At 35.7% G+C, this 23,460-nt stretch carries 19 protein-coding genes and 1 pseudogene; 11 read left to right on the top strand and 9 right to left on the bottom strand.

The features are described from left to right. Positions 1-52 precede the first annotated feature (52 nt). The 5 genes from CYAN10605_RS01285 (at position 53) to CYAN10605_RS01265 (ending at position 2,027) form a co-directional block, all read left to right on the top strand. On the top strand, positions 53-421 hold the full coding sequence (locus tag CYAN10605_RS01285; protein WP_277422496.1) for a Holliday junction resolvase-like protein: 369 nt from the start codon (positions 53-55) through the stop codon (positions 419-421). 346 nt (positions 422-767) lie between these two features. Continuing rightward, on the top strand, positions 768-1,001 hold the full coding sequence (gene tumA, locus CYAN10605_RS01280) for an antitoxin TumA (protein ID WP_015218132.1): 234 nt from the start codon (positions 768-770) through the stop codon (positions 999-1,001). Further along, positions 988-1,383 (top strand): toxin TumE, encoded by a 396-nt coding sequence (gene tumE / locus CYAN10605_RS01275; protein ID WP_015218131.1) that lies wholly within the window; start codon positions 988-990, stop codon positions 1,381-1,383. The genes tumA and tumE overlap by 14 nt, the downstream gene beginning before the upstream one ends. Before the next feature lie 89 nt (positions 1,384-1,472). After that, positions 1,473-1,688: a hypothetical protein gene (locus CYAN10605_RS01270; RefSeq protein WP_015218130.1), complete on the top strand. Its 216-nt coding sequence runs from the start codon at positions 1,473-1,475 to the stop codon at positions 1,686-1,688. A gap of 69 nt (positions 1,689-1,757) precedes the next feature. Then, complete coding sequence (locus CYAN10605_RS01265; RefSeq protein ID WP_306302773.1) at positions 1,758-2,027, top strand: type II toxin-antitoxin system PemK/MazF family toxin; 270 nt, start codon at positions 1,758-1,760, stop codon at positions 2,025-2,027. A gap of 595 nt (positions 2,028-2,622) precedes the next feature. Here CYAN10605_RS01265 and CYAN10605_RS01255 read toward each other — a convergent pair. Continuing rightward, positions 2,623-2,802: a type II toxin-antitoxin system HicA family toxin gene (locus CYAN10605_RS01255; RefSeq protein ID WP_015218129.1), complete on the bottom strand. Its 180-nt coding sequence runs from the start codon at positions 2,800-2,802 to the stop codon at positions 2,623-2,625. Then, complete coding sequence (locus tag CYAN10605_RS01250) at positions 2,802-2,990, bottom strand: type II toxin-antitoxin system HicB family antitoxin (RefSeq protein ID WP_015218128.1); 189 nt, start codon at positions 2,988-2,990, stop codon at positions 2,802-2,804. The genes CYAN10605_RS01255 and CYAN10605_RS01250 overlap by 1 nt, the downstream gene beginning before the upstream one ends. Before the next feature lie 370 nt (positions 2,991-3,360). On the opposite strand from CYAN10605_RS01250, the gene CYAN10605_RS01245 reads away from it, so the two are divergent. The 3 genes from CYAN10605_RS01245 (at position 3,361) to dnaB (ending at position 8,360) form a co-directional block, all read left to right on the top strand. Then, positions 3,361-4,170, top strand: a complete 810-nt coding sequence (locus CYAN10605_RS01245; protein ID WP_015218127.1) for a TPM domain-containing protein — start codon at positions 3,361-3,363, stop codon at positions 4,168-4,170. A gap of 179 nt (positions 4,171-4,349) precedes the next feature. Next, a complete protein-coding gene (gene tkt / locus CYAN10605_RS01240) occupies positions 4,350-6,362 on the top strand; it encodes a transketolase (RefSeq protein WP_015218126.1) in 2,013 nt (670 codons plus the stop codon). A gap of 174 nt (positions 6,363-6,536) precedes the next feature. Then, positions 6,537-8,360, top strand: a complete 1,824-nt coding sequence (gene dnaB, locus CYAN10605_RS01235; protein WP_015218125.1) for a replicative DNA helicase — start codon at positions 6,537-6,539, stop codon at positions 8,358-8,360. Positions 8,361-8,494: 134 nt separating this feature from the next. Here dnaB and CYAN10605_RS01230 read toward each other — a convergent pair whose 3' ends face one another. From CYAN10605_RS01230 to CYAN10605_RS01215, 4 genes are all read right to left on the bottom strand, one after another. Next, entirely contained in the window at positions 8,495-9,103 is a 609-nt protein-coding gene (locus CYAN10605_RS01230) for a LabA-like NYN domain-containing protein (protein ID WP_015218124.1), read from the bottom strand. A gap of 170 nt (positions 9,104-9,273) precedes the next feature. Next, on the bottom strand, positions 9,274-10,878 hold the full coding sequence (gene metG / locus CYAN10605_RS01225) for a methionine--tRNA ligase (protein WP_015218123.1): 1,605 nt from the start codon (positions 10,876-10,878) through the stop codon (positions 9,274-9,276). A 158-nt stretch (positions 10,879-11,036) separates the two neighbouring features. Continuing rightward, positions 11,037-12,179, bottom strand: a complete 1,143-nt coding sequence (locus CYAN10605_RS01220) for a glycosyltransferase family 4 protein (RefSeq protein ID WP_041922396.1) — start codon at positions 12,177-12,179, stop codon at positions 11,037-11,039. A 605-nt stretch (positions 12,180-12,784) separates the two neighbouring features. After that, positions 12,785-13,969, bottom strand: coding sequence for a hypothetical protein (locus CYAN10605_RS01215; RefSeq protein ID WP_015218121.1), 1,185 nt, complete (start codon positions 13,967-13,969; stop codon positions 12,785-12,787). Between the two features lie 180 nt (positions 13,970-14,149). Here CYAN10605_RS01215 and CYAN10605_RS01210 point away from each other — a divergent pair, with 180 nt between their 5' ends. Further along, complete coding sequence (locus CYAN10605_RS01210) at positions 14,150-14,692, top strand: transposase (RefSeq protein ID WP_015218120.1); 543 nt, start codon at positions 14,150-14,152, stop codon at positions 14,690-14,692. Between the two features lie 187 nt (positions 14,693-14,879). Here the strand turns inward: CYAN10605_RS01210 and gltB are convergent. Further along, positions 14,880-19,615: pseudogene (gltB, locus tag CYAN10605_RS01205) on the bottom strand (glutamate synthase large subunit). 886 nt (positions 19,616-20,501) lie between these two features. On the opposite strand from gltB, the gene CYAN10605_RS01200 reads away from it, so the two are divergent. Both CYAN10605_RS01200 and CYAN10605_RS01195 read left to right on the top strand, forming a co-directional pair. Then, positions 20,502-20,729 (top strand): photosystem I reaction center subunit IV, encoded by a 228-nt coding sequence (locus CYAN10605_RS01200; protein WP_015218119.1) that lies wholly within the window; start codon positions 20,502-20,504, stop codon positions 20,727-20,729. A 40-nt stretch (positions 20,730-20,769) separates the two neighbouring features. Continuing rightward, a complete protein-coding gene (locus CYAN10605_RS01195) occupies positions 20,770-21,603 on the top strand; it encodes a DNA-formamidopyrimidine glycosylase (RefSeq protein ID WP_015218118.1) in 834 nt (277 codons plus the stop codon). A 208-nt stretch (positions 21,604-21,811) separates the two neighbouring features. Here the strand turns inward: CYAN10605_RS01195 and rpsD are convergent, their stop codons facing one another. Together rpsD and CYAN10605_RS01185 are read right to left on the bottom strand one after the other, a co-directional pair. Next, complete coding sequence (gene rpsD / locus CYAN10605_RS01190) at positions 21,812-22,420, bottom strand: 30S ribosomal protein S4 (protein WP_015218117.1); 609 nt, start codon at positions 22,418-22,420, stop codon at positions 21,812-21,814. A gap of 181 nt (positions 22,421-22,601) precedes the next feature. Continuing rightward, positions 22,602-23,456, bottom strand: coding sequence for a pentapeptide repeat-containing protein (locus tag CYAN10605_RS01185; RefSeq protein WP_015218116.1), 855 nt, complete (start codon positions 23,454-23,456; stop codon positions 22,602-22,604). Positions 23,457-23,460 lie beyond the last annotated feature (4 nt).

Genomic DNA, 23,460 nt, shown 5'->3' with positions numbered 1-23,460 from the left:
AACTAGATCTAATCTAATTACATAAGGTGGGCATTGCCCACCCTACTTTTTTATTTACGAAACTAAGGACAATGGTGGGAACGAAAATAATTTAGAAGTTGTAATTTTGGATGTTAAGACGGGGCAAGCAGATTTATCTCAGTTGCAGCAAGCCATTGCTAAGGCAATCAATACAGGTAGAGTACGTTTTGAAGTGGTTAGACATGAAACTTTCAAGCAGGTTGCAACTCAAAAAAAATACAGTATTAAAGATATTCAGAAAACACACCCACGAGCTTATGAACGCTGGACTAAGACTGAAGATGAACGATTAAGACAACGCTACAAACAAGGGGTGACAATCAATAATTTAGCTAGAGAGTTTCAGAGAAAGCCAGGTGGCATTCGTTCTCGATTGAAAAAGCTAGGACTACTTCAATAAACTAAACTACAGCCTAACATTTCGGTGCATCGGATTGACCGAAGCCACTTGAGTGAATGCAAATATTTCGGCAACTGTTGATAAGAATCGTTAATTTTTATTTTATGGCAAGTGCGATCGCATCTTCTTTGTAGGTTGGGTTGAGACACGAAACCCAACAAAATCATGGTTAATTGATGTTTGAATATTGAATTGCACTTCGAGATACCCAACCTACTTGATTTTTATGAGGCTCGATTATTGAAAATGCGATCATTAAAAAGCAATCATTGATCTAATGATAATTTTGAGATAACCTTGTATCTGAAAGGCTATAACTCACTCATCAATAGTCATTAAAAAGAAAATGCGCAAACAAATAATTCAATATACATCATCTTTAGATGCGTTGATTGCCATTGCCAAGCGACTAAGTATATATGAGAATCAGCATAAAATGGATTCTGAAGATTTTTTCAATAAATATAATCAAGGAAAGTTTTCTGATGATGCCATTTTTATAGAATGGGCAAATGATTACCGTCATTATATTGCTTTGCATCAAGAATTACAAGAACGATTAAATAATGTTGCCGCCTAGCATTTTATTTGATTATTTGAATAAAGTTGAACAAGTGATTGTTCAGTGCGAAAATCTTTATGTAGAATTATATATTGAGGAGATTATCACACCCAAAAGAGCTAATTTAAAAATTAGATTACGATTTCATCAGACACATTTGTTACAAATTAGCGAAGCAATAGAAATAAAGGAAAATCAGTTAAATTTTCTGGATTATCGTTATCATTTTCAAGATGAGAGTAATTATTTAATATTCCGTTATGATAGCACTCCACATTTCCCTAATCTTTCTACATTTCCTCATCATAAACATTTACCTGATGATGTTATTAGTTGCCAAAAACCCACCATCGATCAAGTTTTAAATGAGGTAATTAAATATTTTGAAAATTACCAATAGTGCGATAAATTACCAATAGTGCGATCGAGTTTATATAGGTTTAGATAAAATAAAATAAAGTAACGTTGATAGATAATGAATTTGCAAAAATGTCTATTAAAGGATTAATTAACCAGAAAATAGAGAACCTTTCTGAAAGTGAACAGATGAAAGTGCTAAATTTGATTGACATTATTCAACAAGAGAATCTTAAAACTGAAAACCAACTATGGAGTCAGTTTTCTCTTGAACAAGCAATGAAAGGTTTAGAAAATGATCTTATTCCTGAATATACAGAAGCAGATTTAATCGAAAAATGGCAGTAGTTGGTCAAATTGTCTTGTTTCAATTTCCGCAAACAGATTTAATTGTCAGCAAAATAAAGACCTGCATTATTGCTTAAATCAGTGCCAAACAGTTATGAAGATTGGTTAGTTTGTATGATTTTGAGCAAAATAGGACAAGAAATTATTGGCTTAGATGAAATTATTTCCCCTCTTGATTCTGATTTTTCAGAAACAGGTTTAAAATCAGAAAGTGTTGTCAGAGTTTCAAGATTAGCAGTTGTATCACAAAAAATATTTTTTGGCTATATTGGACAAATTTCTCCAGAAAGATTAACAAAAATACAAACAAACTTGGCAAATTGGATTTTGAATAATTAATAATAGGATCGAACTTAACAAAGGATACGATGAGAAGGAATTGTAATTAGAGTTCTCTAAATTTATTTTATGGAGTTAGAGCAGAATGTTATACTTTCTTTTAGCATTCGTTTTTTCGCCTATGATATTTTTCTTCGTAATATCGCCTGTTATATTTTACGCCATTGAATCTTGGAGGGTGTTTTTATACTATTCATTATTGGTGTTAATATCAACTTACATATTAGGTTATGTTCAATATATTTCTACAATTAATCCCTGCACTGACGCTAACGGGATTGCTGAAGCGCTCGGGTTACTTTTCTTTTGGTGTATTGTTGTATAGGTTTTATTACATTTTTTAATTCGGTTATTTTTGTTTATTCTGGCTTCAAGAAAAAATTCTGCTATTAGACGAGACATCCTTAGTAGCCACACTGCAAAAGTGCTGTTTTTCTCCATAATTTTTGTCATAATTTGGTCAGTTTCATACTATACCGCTAATGATCCTTTTAGACCCTATGTAGGAGAGACTATTGTATGTTAAATAAAGACTACCCAACTTGTGTCAATAATTCTATCTGGTTTATAGGGAGTTTAGAAGTGCGATCGAGTTTTAATTGTCAGTTAAATCTTTAATTATTTTCTTAGCTAATCTTTCATTAATTTCTTTCTGTCTTGGAATTGGCTGAGAAATTCCAGTATCGGGATTTTGATAAATATTGTGCTTTCCTCCATGACGAATCAAAATACACCCATGTTTTTCTATAATTTTAATTAAGTCTTTCCGTTTCATTAAATTTCTAATAATGCCACTTTTTTAATACTAGGAATAAAGTGAACAGAAAACTCTTTATACAGATCTTTAAGATGTTCTTCTAAATCCTCTAATGTTTCTCCTTGTGTCCAATAATCTGGATACTCATTTAGATAACCTAAATATTTACCATCATTTTCTTGCCAAAATGTATATTCTATTTTCATAGATTTTACTATAATTAACTTTTATTAATCATTATTATAATCCGATGAGAAAATTACCGTAAATATTAAAGATGCTATTTCTCAACATATTGAAGATCCTATTGCTAACGGTGAAGAATTGCCCCAGATTGAATAAATTAGTCTTCGGGACTAGGTACTATTGCAATGGTGATAATATTTTTATGCCTCAATTTTGAGGGTAAATGTAAGTTAGATTTTATATCACAATTAAGCAACGCTTAATTTCTAACAGAGATTATCTTTATTAAAAATACCTTCATAGTTGAAACAGTTAAGTTAAAATAAAAGTTAAAATTTGTAACGAAAATTAAGAAAACTTTTATAAAACTACTTTATTTGTTAAGAAACTATGCACCATCGTATTGTTACTAAAGTAATCCTTGCTTTGTTTGTCGGTTTAATCAGTTTGGGAACTTGGTTTATATTTCCCACTCATCCTGCCTACGCTGTTAATAACCCTGAATTACTGCCCGAAGAAGTTACTCCCGTCGTCGATTTAGCCAATTATTTACCGGATTTACAACAAGAATCTCTGATTGAGGATATAGAAAGTTTTGAACAGGAAACAGGCTGGAAATTAAGAGTTTTAACCCAATATGAACGTTCTCCCGGAAGAGCAGTAATTAATTTTTGGGGTTTGGACGATCGCAGTATCCTTCTTGTAGCGGATGGAAAAGGAGGAAATTTACTAGCTTTTAGTGTTGGGGATGATGTTTATGATTTATTGCCCCGTACCTTTTGGATTGAGTTACAAACTCGCTTCGGCAATATGTATTATGTAAGGGAGCATGGGGAAAATAATGCGATCGTCCATACTATTGATACGGTTAAAAACTGTTTGGCAGATGGAGGATGTTTAGTCGTACCGGGATTACCAAAAGAACAGTGGATTTTAACTTTAGTAACTTCGGTGGTAGGTGGCGTTATCTTTGGTTTAGCCGCATTACCTCGTAAAGAAGGTCAAGTTTTTGCATGGCAGTGGGTTTTAATTATTTCTCCTTTATGGGGTATCTTATTTTTCGCTTTTGGCATGGGACCTGTGGTTTCTCGTACCTCTGAGTGGTTGCCTTTATTTCGTAATATTATTGGCTTTGCTTTAGGTGCGTTGGTTGCTTATTTTTCTCCTTTACTCAATCAGCAAAGTCCTTCGGAAACCTAGTTTATCAGAGTTTGGAGAGAAAGCTCGATCGCTCATGCACTTCCTTCGGTTGTGAACGGAGTTCGGGGTTCAGAGTAAAATGTAAGAACTCTGATTAAATTATTGCGATCAATGCGAAAGAATGAGAAGATAACTGTAAACGATTAAACAATTAAACAAATTAATTAAATAAACTGATTATGGTGGTTGCAACCCAATCTATTCAAGAACTTTGCATTAATGCAATCCGTTTTCTCTCCATTGACGGTGTAGAAAAAGCAAAATCTGGACACCCCGGACTACCTATGGGCGCAGCGCCTATGGCGTTTGTGTTATGGGATCAGTTCATGAAATTTAATCCCAAAAATCCTCAATGGTTCAATCGTGACCGTTTCATCCTTTCTGCTGGTCATGGTTCTATGCTTCAGTATTCTTTATTACATTTATACGGTTATGATAGTGTAACTATTGAAGATATTAAGCAGTTCCGTCAATGGAAATCTAAAACTCCCGGACACCCTGAGAATTTCGTTACTGCAGGAATTGAAGTTACCACAGGTCCTTTAGGACAAGGTATTGCTAATGGAGTTGGTTTAGCTTTAGCAGAAGCTCATTTAGCGGCTAAATTCAATAAACCTGATGCGACTATCGTTGATCATTACACTTATGTTATTCTCGGTGATGGTTGCAATATGGAAGGTATTTCTGGAGAAGCGGCTTCTTTGGCTGGACATTGGGGCTTAGGTAAGTTAATCGCTCTCTATGATGATAACCACATTTCTATTGATGGTTCTACCGACATCGCTTTTACTGAAGATGTTTGCAAGCGTTATGAGGCTTATGGTTGGCACGTTCAACACGTAGAAAATGGTAATACTGATTTAGAGGCGATCGCATCTGCCATTGAGGCGGCTAAAGCTGTTACTGATAAACCTTCTTTGATTAAAGTTACTACTACTATCGGTTATGGTTCTCCTAATAAAGCTGATACTGCTGGAGTTCACGGTGCGGCCTTAGGTGCGGATGAAGTGGCTTTAACCCGTAAAGAATTGGGTTGGAATTACGATCCTTTCGTTGTTCCAGAAGAAGTTTATAATCACTTCCATAAAGCCATCGAAAGAGGTGCTAGTTTACAAGCTGAGTGGGAAGAAACCTTTGCTACTTACAAAACCAAGTATCCTGCTGAAGCTACTGAATTTGAAAATCAAATCTCTGGTAAATTACCTGAAAATTGGGCGGACTGTTTACCTTCTTACACTCCCGAAGATAAAGCCTTAGCAAGTCGTAAGCACTCTGAAATCTGCTTAAATGCGATCGCACCTGTTTTACCTCAATTAGTCGGTGGTTCTGCGGACTTAACCCACTCTAACTTAACCGAAATTCATTGCTCTGGCGACTTCCAAAAAGGTGCTTACGAAAATCGTAATATCCACTTCGGTGTTAGAGAACACGCTATGGGAGCAATCTGTAATGGTATTGCTTTACACAATAGCGGTTTAATTCCCTACGGTGCTACTTTCTTAGTCTTTACTGACTACATGAGAAACTCCATCCGTTTATCTGCTTTATCTGAAGCCAAAGTAATCTGGGTCATGACTCACGATTCCATCGCATTAGGGGAAGATGGACCTACTCACCAACCCGTAGAACACGTTATGTCTTTGCGCATGATTCCCGACTTATTAGTGTTCCGCCCCGCCGATGGTAATGAAACCTCTGGAGCTTACAAAGTTGCGATCGAAGCTGATAAAACCCCTTCCTTAATGGCTTTAACCCGTCAAGGCTTACCTAACTTAGCGGGATCTTCCATCGATGCAGTGGCTAAAGGTGGTTATGTACTTTCCTGTGGATTCGCTCCGGAAGAATTAGATTTAATCTTAATCGGTACTGGTAGCGAAGTTGGTCTTTGTGTTGAAGCCGCAGAAAAATTAAAAGCCGAAGGCTTAAAAGTTCGTGTTGTTTCCATGCCTTGTGTTGAATTATTTGATCAACAAGATGAGGCTTACAAGGAATCTGTATTACCTAAATCCGTGAAAAAACGTATCTCCGTTGAAGCTGGTGTTACCTATGGTTGGGAACGCTTTGTTGGTGATGAAGGAGTTTGCATCGGTATTAATACTTTTGGTGCGTCTGCTCCCGGTGGTGTTGTCATGGAAAAATTTGGCTTCACTGTTGATAATGTAGTTGCCCAAGCTAAAGCCATTTTAGGTTAATGGATTTCATTTTTTTAGAGTAAAGAACAAAGATAATTAGTAATTAATTAAAACCTGCAACCTGAAATCTTCCTAAATCAAGGATTTTTGCGTTGAACATAGGTAAAATTTAAGCCTCTGAGTGATCAGGGGCTATTTTTGTGTCAAAATAAGTTTATAAAAAGACCTGTTAGAATGACGGAATTTACCCCAGATTTAGCCCTTAACTCTTTACCACCTCAGAATATAGAAGCAGAAGAAATCATCCTCGGAAGTCTTCTGTTTGATCCTAATGCTATGGGGAAAATTATTGATATATTACCGCCCGAGGCTTTTTACGTTAATGCCCATCGTCAAATTTATGAAGCCGCCAGAAATCTATATTTTCAGGGGCAACCCATTGATTTAATGACCATTAATACTTGGTTAAATGATCATGGCTTACTCGATAAAATTGGTGGCACTCCCAAAATAGTTAGTTTATTAGATCGCACGGTTTCCTCGGCAAATATTGAGCGTTACGTACCTTTAGTTACGGAAAAATACGTCAGAAGATTGCTCATTACTACTGCTCAACAAATTCAAGAATTAGCTTACGATACCACCAAAGATTTAGATAATGTTTTAGATGAAGCCGAACAAAAAATATTTAGTTTAACCCAAGCAAGAGTAAGTCAAGGGTTAATACCGATTTCAGATACTTTGATTGAGACGTTTACAGAAATCCAAAACTTTCAAGATCAAGTTGCCTTGCCCGGTATCAGTACCGATTTTTATGATTTAGATGCCATGACTGGAGGACTACAAAGGTCTGATTTAATCATTATCGCAGGTCGTCCTTCTATGGGTAAAACCAGTTTTGCCCTCAATATTGCTTCTAATATTGCCCAAAAACATGATTTAGCAGTTGCTATTTTTAGCTTGGAAATGTCACGGGATCAATTAGTTCTGCGTTTGTTATCTGCTGAGGCAAAATTAGAAAGTAGTCGATTAAAATCTGGTCGTATTACAGAGCAAGAAATGGAACCTTTAATGGCGGCGATGAGTGTTTTATCCGAGTTACCTATTTATATTGATGATACGGGTAATTTAACAGTAATGCAGATGCGATCGGAGGTTCGCCGTTTACAGGCTGAGAAAAAGGGTAAATTAGGCTTGATTTTACTGGATTATTTACAGTTGATGCAGGGTGGTAGTGATAATCGAGTACAAGAATTATCTCGTATTACTCGCTCTCTTAAGGGGTTAGCAAGGGAAGTGAACGCCCCAATTATTGCTCTTTCTCAATTAAGTCGTGGGGTAGAACAGCGTACTAATAAACGTCCTATGCTATCGGATTTAAGAGAATCAGGCTGTTTATCGGGAGATAGTTTAATTGCGTTGGCAGATACAAATACTGTTGTTCCTATTCGTGAATTAGTAAGCAAAAAAGATATTACTGTTTTCGCCTTGAATGAGGCAACTATGAAAATAGAAAAAGCCAAGGTAATAAATGCTTTTTGTACGGGGATAAAACCTGTTTTTTGTTTAAAAACTCGCTTAGGGCGAACTATTAAAGCAACAGCTAATCATAAATTTTTCACTATTGAAGGTTGGAAAAGATTAGACGAATTATCGGTTAAAGATTTTATTGCTTTACCTCGTTATTTACCTAGCTCAGAAATCTCAACAATAAAATTAGGGGAAATTGTGCAATGTGATGTGATTAAATCTTTAGCTAATAGTGATATTTATTGGGATGAAATCACATCAATAGAACCATTGGGAGAAACTGAAGTATATGATTTAACGGTGGAGAATTATCACAATTTTATTGCCAATAATATTATTGTTCATAACTCGATCGAACAAGATGCGGACTTGGTAATGATGCTTTATCGTGATGAGTATTATCATCCTGATAGTGTGGATCAAGGAGTTGCTGAAGTTATTATCGCTAAACACAGAAATGGACCCACAGGACAAGTTAAATTACTTTTCCGCCCTGAATTAACTCAGTTTTTGAACATGAAAAATTGATCCATAGCGTTTATATTTTAGTAATGAGTAATGAGTAGGAGTCAGAATTTGTTTATTACCAACTATTCTATTCATTATTCACTGCTCCCTAATACACTGTTTTAACCAGACAACTCAAATTTAAATTAGGACAATCACTCTTCAGGATCTCTATTTTCGATGAGATGATAAGGAGAAAAAGCATCATAAGTTAAATTGGATTTACGGGTTTTTTGTATATCTTCCCGAATTTGGTCTAAATCTATATAGCGGTCTGCTACATTAATTAAACTATCACTGGTCATCGATCGCAAACTTACCACTTCGATACGAGCGCCCCGATAACTCACTGCATCCACCGCATAGGCTAAATCTCCATCTCCACTCACCAATACAGCAGTATCATAATAATCCACTAAAGCCATTAAATCAACGGCAATTTCCACATCCAAATTAGCTTTTTTTGAACCGTCAGGTAACTGCACTAAATCCTTGGCAATAACTCGGTAGCCATTACGACGCATCCAAAGTAAAAATCCCTGTTGCTTTTCATTAGTACGATCGACTCCAGTATAAAAGAAAGCCCGTAACAATTTCGCACCAGCAGTCAAACGATAAAGGAGTTTTGTATAATCGATTTCAACTCCTAACTGGAGGGCGGCATAAAATAAATTTGAACCATCAATGAAGATCGCAACCCTTCCCCTATTTTCTAAAACTTGTTCAGGGGGAAAGACGGGATCACTATCAAAATTATCCCACATTTTTTTATCCTTATTTTTTATTAAAGTTATTTTTGTTTATAGTTGGTTTCTAAAAAAGATTTTATGATTTTGATAAAATTAAAAAAAATTTCTATATATTAGCTATATATCTATGAGTTATATATCTATATATTAGAAGAATATTAAAAGAAGAAACTAAATTTAATTAACTATTTATTTTCTGGTACTTCGAGTCTAGCGAATATAGGTTCAGCTTTAGGCAATTCTTGGTTAATAGGAAGAATACCCCACTGCCCATGTTCATTACTAATATTACTTTTTAATCCTAAATCTTTTTGATTAAAATCAAAATTGAATCCCAGTTGAGTATAAATCTTATTACTAATATTCGGTATTATTGGAGCAAGAGAAAAACCAGCGAATCGGACGGACTCTAACACTACATAAAGAATTTTTTCGACTTCTTTTTGCTCCCCTTGTTTATATAAACTCCAAGGTTGACTCTCATCAATAAATTTGTTGCAACTACGAATGAGGTTTAAAACTTCTTGGCATAAGCTGGAAAAACGATAATTTTGATAGGCTTCTATGACCTTCTTTTCTAAAGATTTACCTATCTGTTTCACTTCATTTTCTTCGCTAATATCTGTTTGAGTAATGGGGGGTAAAACTCCTTTGCAGTATTTTTTCAGCATTCCTAAACTGCGGTTTAATAAATTTCCTAGGTCATTTGCTAAATCTGCATTTAAGGTATTCACAAAACGAATTTCGTTGAAGTCACCATCTTCCCCTAATTCGATTTCTTTGAGAAAATAGTAACGTACAGCATCAGATCCATATTTTTCTACTAGGGAGAATGGATCTAAAGTGTTGCCCAAACTTTTACCCATCTTTTTACCATCTTTAGTTAAGAAACCATGTCCAAATACCTGTTTTGGTAAGGGCAATTGTGCTGACATCAACATTGCAGGCCAATAAACGGCATGGAATCTTAATATATCTTTGCCAATGAGATGTAAGTTGAAGGGATACCACTTTTTAAGGGCATTTTCGAGGGTTGGGGGATCATTTTCATCTAAAAGAGCGCTAATATAGCCTAAAAGGGCATCAAACCACACGTAAATTGTATGTTTAGGGTCGTCTGGTATGGGGAAACCCCAAGAAACATTAACACGGGAAATAGAAAAATCTTGTAATCCTTGTTTGACAAAGTTAATAACTTCGTTTCTTCTGCTTTCAGGCTGAATAAAGTCTGGATTTTTGGTGTATAGTTCTTCTAGTTGTTGTTGGTAACGGGAAAGGCGAAAAAAGTAGTTTTCTTCATCTCTCCATTCTACTTTTTGGTTAGTGTGAATAGGACAAAAACCGTCTTCTGTGAGTTCTCTTTTTTCTTTAAATTCTTCACAGGCAACACAATACCATCCCTGTTGTTGAGCTAAATATATATCATCACTCTTTTGCACTCTGGCAAAAAATTCATTGACAATAGCTTGATGATTACTAGCAGTAGTGCGACTAAAGCGATCGAATTTTATATCTAATTTATGCCATAAGTCTTGAAATTGTTGAGAAATACGATCGCAATGTTCTTGAGGATTTACTCCTTTTTCTTCGGCGGTGCGTTGGATTTTTTGACCGTGTTCATCTGTACCTGTGACGAACATAACTTCATGACCAGAAAGACGATACCAACGTGCGATCGCATCTGCAATCATAGTGGTGTAAGCGCTGCCAATGTGGGGTAAACCGTTAACGTAATAAAGAGGGGTTGTTAAAGCAAAGGATGTTTTTGAAATGGGTTTATCAATACTCATCTAATATAAAGTAAGGTTATTAAATCTCAGTTGTGAATTTTATATTTAAGTTCTTTATAATCTAATCTATACATTGTAAACCTTTTCTTATCCTTTACATTTTTTTAATCTCTATTTTTTTTTATTAGTATTTATAATCAAATTTTCTGGGTTTTCTTTTAAGCTAGATAGGAGTAAGCCTTGAGGGTTTCTTGTGCTACTCTTTGCCAAGAATAAAGTTTTGCTCGGTTTTTTCCTTTTTCAATTAAACTTTGACGTAAGATCGGATCAAGCCCTAGCTGATAAATTCTATTTGCCAAAGCATCCACATCATGGGGATTAACATAAATTGCCGCATCTCCTCCCACTTCAGGCATGGATGATACGGAAGAAGTAATTACAGGTGTACCTAAAGTCATTGCTTCAAGAATAGGCAAACCAAAACCCTCATAAAAAGAGGGATAGATAAACATATCAGCATGGGCATAAAAAATGGCTAACTGAGCATCAGTTAAATACCCTAAATGATGAATTTGATCAGAAAAAGGGGAATTTTCTATTTCGGCAAAAATAGGCTCATACTGCCAACCCTTATTACCAATAAGAATTAAGTGATGATGGAGATGATATTTTTCTTTGCAAATATTAAAGGCTTTTATCAGACTGATAATGTTTTTTCTAGGTTCGATCGTGCTTACAAATAATAGATATTTCTGAGAAAAATCATAGTTAGTTTTACTTTTGATTAAATCAATATTTATAGTTTTTAAATAGTTAAAATCATATCTACTTGCTTCTGAGGTAATGAATATTTTTTCTTCTTTTACTCCTAAATAGTCAATAATATCTTTTTTTGTACTTTCAGCAAAAGTAATTATTAAATCAGTCCACGGTAAACATTTTTTTATTCTGCGAGTATATTGTTTAACAATATTTGTGCAAAATTGAGGATATTTTAAAAAAGTTAAATCATGGATATTCATGATTTTTTTTCCTTCTTTAAAAGGGTAAACATAATGATCTGTACCGTGAATTATGTCAAAATGACCAATATTATTCGTAAAATAACCTGCGGATTTACCCAGAAAATCACTTACTGTTACTGGAAAAGGTAAAAATTGAATGGAGGGAAATTGTTTTAAGACATCTGGTAAATCTTGTTGATGCTTTAACCATTGTTTCATACTAGGTTGGCGACAAAAATTCAATTCCAAATCAGGAAAATTGCCTTTCTGTAAAGCCTTCATCAAGCTATAAGTATAATAACCAATACCAGAGATGCGATCGCGCACTGAAGTACAATCAAATAGGACTTTCATTATTGATTTATTTTTTTATATTATGATTATAGTCAACAAGGAATTTATTTCGTAATTTGTACCTTGTATATACAATGTTTATGGGGAGAAATCATACAAAATCAAGTATTATTAAATCATTTAAGTGCGATCGTTTAAAGGGGCAGTAACGAAAAAAAATTAATCAAATTTATCAACAAAAAGGCACATCTTTAATATGACAAAGAAATTATTATGAAAAGGTTATTAAAAATGAACAAAAGCTTAATAATGTGCGAAAATATATTTTAGAGAATCATCGTATTTGGGAGAAAGATTCCGAATATTCATCATCGAAAAATATCATATTCGATTTACCTTTTTAACAAGTGAAAATTCATTAATATTTGCTTATAAATGAGTAATATTTGAAGGGAAAATAGGCGAAAAATTTGGGTGGTGGTGGGTAATAAATTGAGATGGTGGTGAGCAAAAAATTCGGGAGGAAGTGAGCAACAAAATTGAGGTGAGGGTGGGCAGAATATCATTCTGCCCCTACAATTTGCGTTATCGTAGGGGTTGAACAGTGTTCAACCCATCCCCACCAGAATCTTTAATCTACTCCCCCGTAATCATTGATTTTTATGATTTTATGCAGTAGCTAAAGCAGGTACTTGTTGTTTAATTGAGATCGCATCTTTAACAATATCTGCCAATTTTTCGGTTTCGCTTAATGTTTCGTCCAAGTAAATCCGTAATTTATCTGTAAATTGTTGATAGGCTTTTCCTGAAACTAGAGGATTCTCTGCCCCGTTTACTTTAATATCAAAATATAAACACGAAGCATAGCCAACTAATTGAAATAAAGCAACATTAGAAACTGCTTTTATAGGAATACTAACAATAGAACTAGGTTCTGTTAAGGCTTTTAACCCTAATTGTTGTAGAATGTCTATTCCTAAACATAAGGCAATAATAGCGATGGCTTCTCCTTTAGTAATTTTATTAATATCATTAAAACCATACGCAATCCCTATTTGATAAACTAACTCTGACAAAAGGGCTGCATTTTTAGCTAAATCTAAACCAATTGATAATTTAGTTAATGATTCAGCGAAATTAAATCCATCCATGGCGATGCCAAAACCAAGTGAAAAAATTGTACTTCTGTTGATTAATCTTTGGGCAATTTTAAAAGACTTTTCTTTCGGATATTCTTGTCTTAATTTATCAACAACTTTTTTGGCACTATCAAAAGAATCCTCTGCCACTTTCATTGCCATTGCAATACATTTACGAAAAGTCTCATTCGAGAAATTTTGAATTATATCTGATATTTGATTGAGAATTTTTCCAATAGCTGAATTAGTTTCTGCTAAATATTGATTAATAAATTTAATACTATTTTCACCAGATTTTGCAATTTCTTGAGTTGTTTTTTCTATTAATTTTTGAGCTTTTTCTACTGCGGAATTAATTAATTGAATATCACTAGCAACTTTATTATTAATATTTTTAGCTAAATTATCAGCAAAATCGACCAAAGAAGTTATATCTTGTTCTGCTTTTTTTTGCACTGAAACGAAAAAATCTTGAGGTAATTTGACAACCTGTTCTAAAATGTTAGAAGATACTGAAACAGCGAGTTTATCATAATCAACTAATGCAAGAGCAGGAATCCAAACACCCATTTTACCTTCTTCTATTTGAATACAAACTTGTTGATGAGTAGAATGATCTGCAATCGCTATTATTTTACCCTTAGCTTTTTTTTTATTTATAAGTACCTCAGTGGTTTGACCAAGTATATTTTGATCTATTTCTTTTACTTTCATAAAACTTATTAATTTAATTGTTCAATAATCATTATATATTGTCATCGACTTACAATACAAATTTTAGACATTCAAACCAGAGAAATGAGGGTTAGGTGGGCAGAATGATACTCTGCCCCTGCGATAACATAATGTTCAACCTATTTTCCCTTATGAATAATTGTTAGTATCAGATATGGTATGAATTTTTTTCACCGTCGATCAATCCGTTTAAAACATTATGATTATAGTCAACAAGGAGTTTATTTCGTTACTATTTGTACTCAATATCGACAATGTTTATGGGGTGAAATTAAACAGGATCAAGTATTATTAAATCATCTGGGTTCAATCTCACTTCAATGTTGGTTAGAAATACCAGAGCATTTTCCCTCTGTGGAATTAGATGTATTTGTGATTATGCCCAATCATTTGCACGGTATTTTATGGATTAAAGAATCACTTAATCAAGAAGAAAAATATAACCAATTTCAGAAAGTTGTTAAAGGTTCAATTCCGAGTATAGTTCGATCGTTTAAAGGGGCAGTGACGAGCAAAATTAATCAAATTTGTCAACAAAAAGGTACATCTTTAATATGGCAAAGAAATTATTATGAAAAGGTTATTAAAGATGAAGAAATGCTTAATAATGTTCGAGAATATATTTTAAATAATCCCCGTAATTGGGAGAAAGATTCGGAATATTCATCATCAAAAAATATTATATTCGATTTGCCCTTTTAATAAGTTGAAATTAATTAATGTTTGGTTATAAATGAGTAATATTTGAGGAGAGAATAGAGCCGAAATTGTGGTGAAAGTAAGTGAGAAAATTGGGTGAGGGTGGGCAGAATATTATTCTGCCCCTACGGTTTACGTTATCGTAGGGGTTAAACATTGTTCAACCCATCCCCACCGCAATCAAATTAAATTACACCGTTGTTAACTCTTTTTGAGCTTTAACTTCAGGAGTTTCCGCTTCCGAAGGAGGAACAACTTGCCAGAATTTCGGTACATAATTGGCCCAATTATCTAAGATTAATTGACCTTTTTTACTACCTGTTTTTGCCACATGATTAGTGATTAATTCTTTTAATTGTGCCTCACCTTCCTCTGTGCAAATACGCTGAATTTTGACAATTTCAGGGTTAACTTTTGCCTCAAAATTGCCCTCTTCATCGAGGAAATAGCCTAAGCCTCCTGTCATACCTGCACCCACGTTACGTCCAACATTTCCTAAGACGACGATTAAGCCTCCTGTCATATATTCGCAACAGTGATCTCCTGCACCCTCAATTACGGCTGTCGCTTTAGAGTTACGCACTCCAAAACGCTCTCCAGCTCGTCCATTGGCGTATAATTCACCACCCGTTGCACCGTATAAGCAGGTATTGCCTAAAATGACGTTATCAGAAGCCTCAAAAGTACATTCAGAAGGTGGTACAATGACGATCGCACCTCCATTCATACCTTTACCAACATAATCATTGGCTTCCCCTTCGAGGTGAATATTCATGCCTTGAATGTTGAAAGCACCGAAACTTTGTCCTGCATAACCTTTGAAATTGAGGTTTAGTTGACCATTAAAGCCTAAATCTCCGTGTTTTTTAGCGATAACTCCTGCTATTCTTGCTCCTACGGAACGATCAGTATTAATAATCTTAATTTCTTTGGTTATATTACCATGAGATTCGATCGCATCTATGATGTTAGAATCTGCTAAAATTTCATCATCTAAAACATGACCGTTAGTATGGGTATCGACCTGTTTCAACCAGTCACGGTTAGTTTTCGTGTCAGGAAGATTGGTTAAACAATCGAGAATCAAGGCTTTTGTTTTAGTGAGTTTTGCATCTTGACGATAGGTTAATAAATCCGCACGTCCGATAACTTCATCTAAACTACGATAACCCAATTTAGCGAGAATCGATCGCACTTCTTCCGCTACAAAATAGAAGAAATTAACCACATCCCCCGGCACACCAGAGAAACGCTGACGTAAACGCTCTTGTTGAGTAGCGACACCTACAGGGCATTGATTGGTGTGGCAAACACGAGCCATAATACAACCCTCTGCAATCATGGCAATACTACCGAAACCATATTCTTCTGCACCCATTAACGCCGCCATGACAATATCCCAACCTGTTTTTAAGCCACCATCGGCACGGAGTAAAACTCGATCGCGTAATTGGTTTTCTAATAGGGTGCGATGAACTTCAGTTACGCCCAATTCCCAGGGGCAACCAGCGTGTTTAATGGAACTTAAAGGAGATGCACCTGTACCACCATCATGACCAGAAATTTGGATTACATCCGCATTGGCTTTAGCTACACCGGCGGCGATCGTACCGATACCGATTTCTGCCACTAATTTAACGGATACCTTAGCAGAGGGGTTAATCTGATGTAAATCGTGGATTAATTGGGCTAAATCCTCAATGGAGTATATGTCATGGTGAGGAGGAGGAGAAATGAGAGTAACACCGGGTTTAGAACGGCGTAACATCGCAATATACTGGCTCACTTTCTTGCCGGGTAATTGTCCTCCTTCACCGGGTTTAGCCCCTTGTGCCATCTTGATTTCCAGTTGTTCACCGCTCATTAAATACTCAGGAGTGACACCAAAACGACCAGACGCAATTTGTTTGATAGCAGAAGCAGCGCGATCGCCTTTTTGTAAACCTTTGAGATGAGGGAATAAAGGACTTTTACCATTTTCGTCCACTTCATCAATAATATTATAACGGTTAGGATCTTCTCCACCTTCCCCAGAATTGGACTTACCACCGATACGATTCATGGCTATAGCGAGGGTTTCGTGGGCTTCTTGGCTTAATGCACCCAAAGACATCCCCCCGGTACAAAAGCGTTTGACAATGTCTTCTACAGGCTCGACATCATCGATAGAGATAGAATTTTTATCAGACTTAAACTCTAATAAATCTCTTAAAGCAGTAACGGGGCGCTCTTGCAGATATTTGCGATACCATTCATAATGATCATAACCTTCCTCAGTGCCATAAGCAGATACAGCTTTATGTAAGGTTTTTGCCATTTCGGGGGAATTCATGTGATATTCGCCACCTTTTTTATAGTTCACATAGCCGTAATTTTCTAATTTTTTGGCTTGTAACTCAGGGAAGGCTTTTTGATGGAAAGAAATGATTTCGTTAGCTACTTCTTGTAAGTTTAAACCACCCACACGGCTAGTTGTGCCTCTGAAAGCCAATTCCATCACATCTGCACCTAAACCGATACATTCAAAAATCTGCGCACCGTGATAGGAAGCCAAGAGAGAAATACCCATTTTTGACAGGATTTTGAGTAATCCAGCTTCTATAGATTTACGATAGTTATTTAAGGCTTCTTCCTCAGAAATACGCTCAATTTTTTCATTTTCCATCAATTTCTGAGTTTTCTCGTCACGCCACCAAGCGGATACGGTTTGTAAGGTAAGGTAAGGGCAAACGGCAGACGCACCAAAACCAATGAGACAAGCGTAATGATGGGTACTCCAACACTGAGCAGTATCAGCAATGAGAGATGTTTTAAGTCTTAATCCTTCTTTGATTAAATGTTGATGCACTGCACCTATAGCAAGGAGAGGGGGAATATAAGAATATTCACCATTTATTCTCCCCTCGCCTGTGGGGCTACCCTCTCCTTTTAGGAGAGGGGCGGGGGGTGAGGTTTGGGGGTGAGGGGAGTGCGATCGCTCAAAATGATGATTTGATGCCCCTGATTAACTGCTTTGGTAGCTTCATTACATAATCTTTCTAAAGCTAATTTTAACCCGTCTGGTCCATCGCTGATAGCGAAGAGGGTAGATAATTCAACGGTAGCAAAGTCAGATTTTTTGATAAAACTTAAGTCAGATTCTGACAACACAGGAGAATCAATTACCAAAGTATGGGCGTTTTTTGGTTCGATATGTAATAAATTGCCTCTTTCTCCTAAGTGCATCTGTAACGACATTACCAAACTTTCCCGTAAAGGATCAATGGGAGGGTTGGTAACTTGGGCGAAACGTTGTTTAAAGTAGTCGTACAATAAACGAGGCTTATCGGATAACACCGCTAAAGGAATATCGTCACCCATACAGAATGTAGGCTCTTTTCCATCCCGTGCCATAGCGGTAATGATCATTTCTACATCTTCGAGGGTATAACCGAAGGCTGTCTGTTGTTGTACTAAGTTGTTGTCAGACAGGCTAGAAGCCTGTTTCACATTTCCCTCCTCGCCTGTGGGAGAGAGGTTGGGGGTGAGGGCTTGTCTATCTAAATGTAGGCGATATTCTTTCAACCACTGCCCATAAGGTTTTTGGGATGCAATTTCTTGTTTGATTTCCCAGTTTTTGAGGACTTTATTCTGTTCCAAATCCACCACAATCATCTGACCAGGTCCTAGTTTACCTTTTTCGATGATTTCTGATTCGTCTAAGTCAACAACTCCTGTTTCTGAACCTACTACCACATAGCCATCTTTTGTGATAGCATAACGAGCAGGACGTAAGCCATTGCGATCGAGACAAGCACCAACGGTTTTACCTTCACTGAATGCCAATAACGCAGGACCATCCCAAGGTTCTTTTAGTCCGCTATAATAACGATAAAAGTCGAGAATCTGAGGATATTTTTCTAATTCTGGTTGATTTTCGTAGGCTTCAGGTACAAGAATCATTAAGGATTCGGGAATACTGCGACCTGTACGAACCAATAATTCTAATGAACTATCGAGGTTATAAGAGTCACTATTTGCCATGTTGACAATGGGAGTAACCCCGTCAAACTCTTCTTTTGTCCATCCAGGTAATTCTAAATTAGCTTCCCTGACACTCATCCAATTAATGTTACCGATGAGAGTGTTAATTTCTCCGTTATGCCCTAAGATACGCATAGGTTGAGCGAAGGGCCATTTGGGCATAGTATTGGTGCTAAAACGACGATGATATACCGCAAAACGGCTTTCGTATTCAGGATTAGTTAAATCTTGATAAAATTGCCCTAATACTTCTCCTCTTACTAAGCCTTTATAAACAATGGTACGGCAGGAAAAAGAACAAATATAAAAATCATCAGTCAATTTTTTGCCTACTCTGGAACGTGCTACATAAAGACGGCGATCGAGTTCATCCCCTTTATAATGTTTTTCATCAGAAGTAACGATAATCTGCTCAATACGGGGTTGATTTTCCCTTGCTTGTTGTCCTAATACATCAGGATTGATAGGCACTTCACGCCATCCGAGGGTTTTAAGGCTTTCTACTGCAACCATTTCCTCGACATATTTACGCCCTTCTTCCGCTTCTTTCTCATCTTGAGGTAAAAATACCATTCCTACCCCCCATTCTTCCGCAGGAGGCATTACTATATCATTCTCTGCAAACCATTGTTGAAATATTTTATGGGGGATACCAGTCATAATCCCTGAACCATCACCAGTATCTCTGTCCGCACTACATCCCCCGCGATGTTCCATACAGTGTAAGGCATTTAAAGCCTGTTTCACTAATTTATGAGATTTTTGATCATTTTGATAGGCAATAAAACCCACACCACAAGCATCTCTTTCTTCCACTAACCAAGGTTGCCCTTGAAAAAGAGTTAAATTGTTATTATTCATATCATTAACATTATAGTTTGTCATTGTATCTTGACCTTGCATACTGAGATTCGTTATATTACCTCATGTTGGTTATCCCTCTTTACCAGAGGCAATAGGTAACAGTCAAGAGGCAATAGTTAAGATGTTTTTAATATCATCTTGTAATTATTGCAACCACTGCTGAACCTTATTCCCTATTCCCTGTTGTTTTGAATAAAACTTCATGACAACTGATACAGGGAGTTACTCTCTTAATAACCATTTATTTTGTTCTTTCCATTATAAAGAATTGTTAAGTCTTTTTTCCTATTGTCAATGATTATTTACCTTTTGTTTCATCTTAGGGCGGAGATTTAGGTAATTGGGAAAAGGAGATGGGAGGAGAATAGAGAATTTTTACTTATTTTCAAGATTTATCTTGTTCGTTTTATTGCGTAAATGAAAGGGCTTGTTTATAGTTTCTAATTATTTTGTATAAGTCCTAAATATAATAATTAATTAGTTATTCTTTTCAATTATTTTTTTACACTATTCAAAATAATAAAGGTACGAGTTTTTATTCTCATTTTGTCATAACGATTTTTTTATTAGAACATCGATATATTAATTTTTATCTATGGTAGGATTTATTTTTTTTCAATAGTTTTATCCCTTTAGCAATGGGTTTTACTTCTAACTCAGATATTGTAATCAGCAGGAAGTCTATATAACACTTTTGTTAAATTTGATTGCATTTTTCTCGCTCGCTTAGAATTTTTTATCTATTTTCAATTTAAGACCAAAATTGCATAAAATTAGGCTATAACTGGAGGCTAGAGGCTCATATTTCATTAATTCCTTATGAAATAGTGTTTTTCTTAACAAAACTTAAAGTAAAAATTGATGTCATCGGTACAAACAAGTAGTAACCTTTTATTTAATAGTAATTTTGAGAAAAAATATTTTTATGGCAATTCAACGTGGTTCAAAAGTAAGAATTTTACGCAAAGAGTCCTACTGGTACAAAGATGTAGGTACTGTTGCAAGTGTTGATAAAAGCGGTATTCTTTACCCTGTTATCGTTCGTTTTGATAAAGTTAACTATAACGGCTTTAGTGGTAGTGCTACTGGAGTTAATACCAATAATTTTGCCGAGCATGAACTAGAAGAAGTCGCAGCACCTGCGAAAAAGTAAGCTAGTTGCGTTCTTTCTTTTAATTACTAAGGCGCTTATCATGCCTGAATTACCTGAAGTAGAAACTGTGTGTCGGGGTCTCAATTATGTGACCTCGGGACTTGTTATTATGGGGGCAGATGTCTTGCTGTCTCGTAGTGTGGCTTTTCCTGATTCTGACTCTACATTTGTACAGGAAGTTAAGTCACAAAAGATTTTACAATGGCATCGGAGAGGAAAGTATTTATTAGCCCAATTATCCGAAGGTTACTTAGGAGTCCATTTGAGGATGACAGGGCAGTTATTATGGGTTAAACAAGATTCTCCTTTGCAGAAACATACAAGGGTAAGATTCTTTTTTGCTGATAATCAAGAGTTACGTTTTGTGGATACGAGGACTTTTGGCAAGGTGTGGTTAGTTAATCAAGATGTTGCCCCCGATTCTATTATCACTGGTTTGCAAAAGTTGGGTTATGAGCCTTTTGACGCTCAATTTTCCGTTACTTATTTTCAGGATAAATTAAAACGGTGTCGTCGCCCGATTAAAACGGTGCTTTTAGATCAAGGTATTGTAGCGGGTATTGGTAATATTTATGCTGATGAGGCGTTATTTGTCAGTAATATTCATCCTCAAACCCTTGCCTGTGATTTGTCTTCATCCCAAATAGAAAGGTTACACTCTGCTATTTTGGAGGTGTTAGAAACTGCGATCGCATCTGGGGGAACAACATTTAGTGATTTTCTCCACATTACTGGGGTTAACGGTAACTATGGCGGAAAAGCATGGGTTTATGGTCGTAAAGGGCAACCCTGCCGTATATGTTCTAATATAATCGAAAAAATAAAATTAGGAGGGCGATCGAGTCATTTTTGCCCTCAATGTCAAAAGGGATAATAAATATGGAGAGTTAAAGAGAGGAAGAAATTAGATGAGAGGCTAGTTAGCTTGAGTTAATAGTTTAACAACGCAAAAATTAAGACAGCCAATCATTAGGACTTCTAGCCTGAGGTTTTCCCAGAAATAGTATCTGTCTATTTGCCTTTCACCTATTCGATTTAATTCATTCAATGTTGATGGGCTAAAACACCAACACCAAAACAAATTAAGCCTTACGAGAGTAGTACTCAATAACGAGTAGTTCATTAATATTTAAAGCCACCCATTCTCTTTCAATCACACCATTAACTTTACCGGTGAGATTATCTTTATCAAATTCTAAGTGACTGGGAAGATTCGCCAAACCGGGGTTAAGTAAATTGGTTTTGACAATATTGGTAGATTTGTCTCTATTTCTGACGGAAATTATATCACCGGGGCGACATTGATAACTAGCAATATCCACTACTTGACCATTAACCATGATATGTCCATGATTAACCAACTGACGAGCAGAGGGAATAGTAGGAGCCATACCAAGACGGAAAACGGTGTTGTCAAGACGCATTTCTAGCAATTGCAACAACACTAAACCAGTAGAACCAGTTACACGACGAGCTTTTTTCACGTAACGAACTAACTGTTTCTCACTTACACCATAGTTATAACGGAGTTTTTGCTTTTCTTCCAAACGAATGGCATATTCAGAGCGTTTACGGCGATTTTGTCCGTGTTGTCCGGGGGGATAAGAGCGACGAGCATTTTTACGAGTTAAACCGGGTAAATCTCCCAAGCGACGTACTACCCTCAAACGAGGACCTGTATATCGAGCCATATTTACTAATTTCTCCTTATATATATTTTTATATTTAGACCCAAATATACTATTTTACAGTAAAGTTTGTTTTTTTCCTAGTCTAAGTGCAAACACTTTTAATCGTCTCGGCTCAAAGCAATAGTATTTTTACTGTTTTTGTATAATACAAATCATTATACGACTAATATCGAAAATAAAGCTAATTCTTTGTTGATTTTTTATTTGAATTTTCACTTACATCTTTGATATAAGGGCAGTTACTAAAAGAATCTATCTGTTGCATATTAGCTTTAATGGGATCAAAATTAGAATCAAATTGAGTAAAAACATCGTAACAAGCATTAGTGAAATTGGTGTTAGTCGCTTCTATCTTGCTTAGGTTTGCACCTCTTAAGTCTGCATTGGTAAGGTTGGCATTGTTTAAATTAGCATTTTTTAAATTACTTTTATGAAAGTTGGTATGGCTTAAATTTGCCTTGCTCAGATTACTACCAGAAAAGTTACTAGCAGTTAAATCTAATTTGCTTAAATTGGCTTCGGTTAAATCCGCTTCTTTAAGTAGGGAGGGAGGTTCTTGAGAGGGAGAATTTAGGAAAAAACTATCTTTTAAAAACATAATGATATATCGTTTTCTTTCCCCATCAATTTCTTTTAATACGGTTTGAGTTAAACTTCTTAATAAGTAAGGATTTTGCTGTAATTTCCAGAGGGGATAATCAAGGGTTAATTGGGTGGCATGATTTAGATAATCAGTCAAAATAGTTTGTTGATAACGGGCTAATTCTAGGGTGTAATTGGCGTTATTATCCTGAATTTGTAGAGGGCGATATAAAAACTGTTCGCTGAAAATATTAGATATGGTTACTAATCCTATAATTAAAGTGGTAATAGCTGTTATTAAAGACCCAATAATAGGTCCGATCGCAATTTCGGGTATATGGACAGAAGAAGTAATCGCTTCTGCGATCGCATTTATGAAAGAAGAGAGGGTTTTTTGAAAACGGCGGACTATTTTAGGTAGAAAGGGTTGGGATTCTTTTTTTTTGTCAGACATTATT

The organism is Cyanobacterium aponinum PCC 10605 (assembly GCF_000317675.1).
Lineage (GTDB): Bacteria > Cyanobacteriota > Cyanobacteriia > Cyanobacteriales > Cyanobacteriaceae > PCC-10605.
The sequence above is the reverse complement of the archived record's forward strand: the minus strand, read 5'-3'. Positions and strand labels throughout refer to the sequence as shown.

Bases quoted from the DNA above. Each gene is read 5' to 3' on its own strand.
- tumA (WP_015218132.1), top strand. From the start codon at position 768: ATGCGCAAACAAATAATTCAATATACATCATCTTTAGATGCGTTGATT.
- tumE (WP_015218131.1), top strand. From the start codon at position 988: ATGTTGCCGCCTAGCATTTTATTTGATTATTTGAATAAAGTTGAACAA.
- CYAN10605_RS01270 (WP_015218130.1), top strand. From the start codon at position 1,473: ATGTCTATTAAAGGATTAATTAACCAGAAAATAGAGAACCTTTCTGAA.
- CYAN10605_RS01255 (WP_015218129.1), bottom strand. From the start codon at position 2,802: ATGAAACGGAAAGACTTAATTAAAATTATAGAAAAACATGGGTGTATT.
- CYAN10605_RS01250 (WP_015218128.1), bottom strand. From the start codon at position 2,990: ATGAAAATAGAATATACATTTTGGCAAGAAAATGATGGTAAATATTTA.
- CYAN10605_RS01245 (WP_015218127.1), top strand. From the start codon at position 3,361: ATGCACCATCGTATTGTTACTAAAGTAATCCTTGCTTTGTTTGTCGGT.
- tkt (WP_015218126.1), top strand. From the start codon at position 4,350: ATGGTGGTTGCAACCCAATCTATTCAAGAACTTTGCATTAATGCAATC.
- dnaB (WP_015218125.1), top strand. From the start codon at position 6,537: ATGACGGAATTTACCCCAGATTTAGCCCTTAACTCTTTACCACCTCAG.
- CYAN10605_RS01230 (WP_015218124.1), bottom strand. From the start codon at position 9,103: ATGTGGGATAATTTTGATAGTGATCCCGTCTTTCCCCCTGAACAAGTT.
- metG (WP_015218123.1), bottom strand. From the start codon at position 10,878: ATGAGTATTGATAAACCCATTTCAAAAACATCCTTTGCTTTAACAACC.
- CYAN10605_RS01215 (WP_015218121.1), bottom strand. From the start codon at position 13,969: ATGAAAGTAAAAGAAATAGATCAAAATATACTTGGTCAAACCACTGAG.
- CYAN10605_RS01210 (WP_015218120.1), top strand. From the start codon at position 14,150: ATGAATTTTTTTCACCGTCGATCAATCCGTTTAAAACATTATGATTAT.
- CYAN10605_RS01200 (WP_015218119.1), top strand. From the start codon at position 20,502: ATGGCAATTCAACGTGGTTCAAAAGTAAGAATTTTACGCAAAGAGTCC.
- CYAN10605_RS01195 (WP_015218118.1), top strand. From the start codon at position 20,770: ATGCCTGAATTACCTGAAGTAGAAACTGTGTGTCGGGGTCTCAATTAT.
- rpsD (WP_015218117.1), bottom strand. From the start codon at position 22,420: ATGGCTCGATATACAGGTCCTCGTTTGAGGGTAGTACGTCGCTTGGGA.
- CYAN10605_RS01185 (WP_015218116.1), bottom strand. From the start codon at position 23,456: ATGTCTGACAAAAAAAAAGAATCCCAACCCTTTCTACCTAAAATAGTC.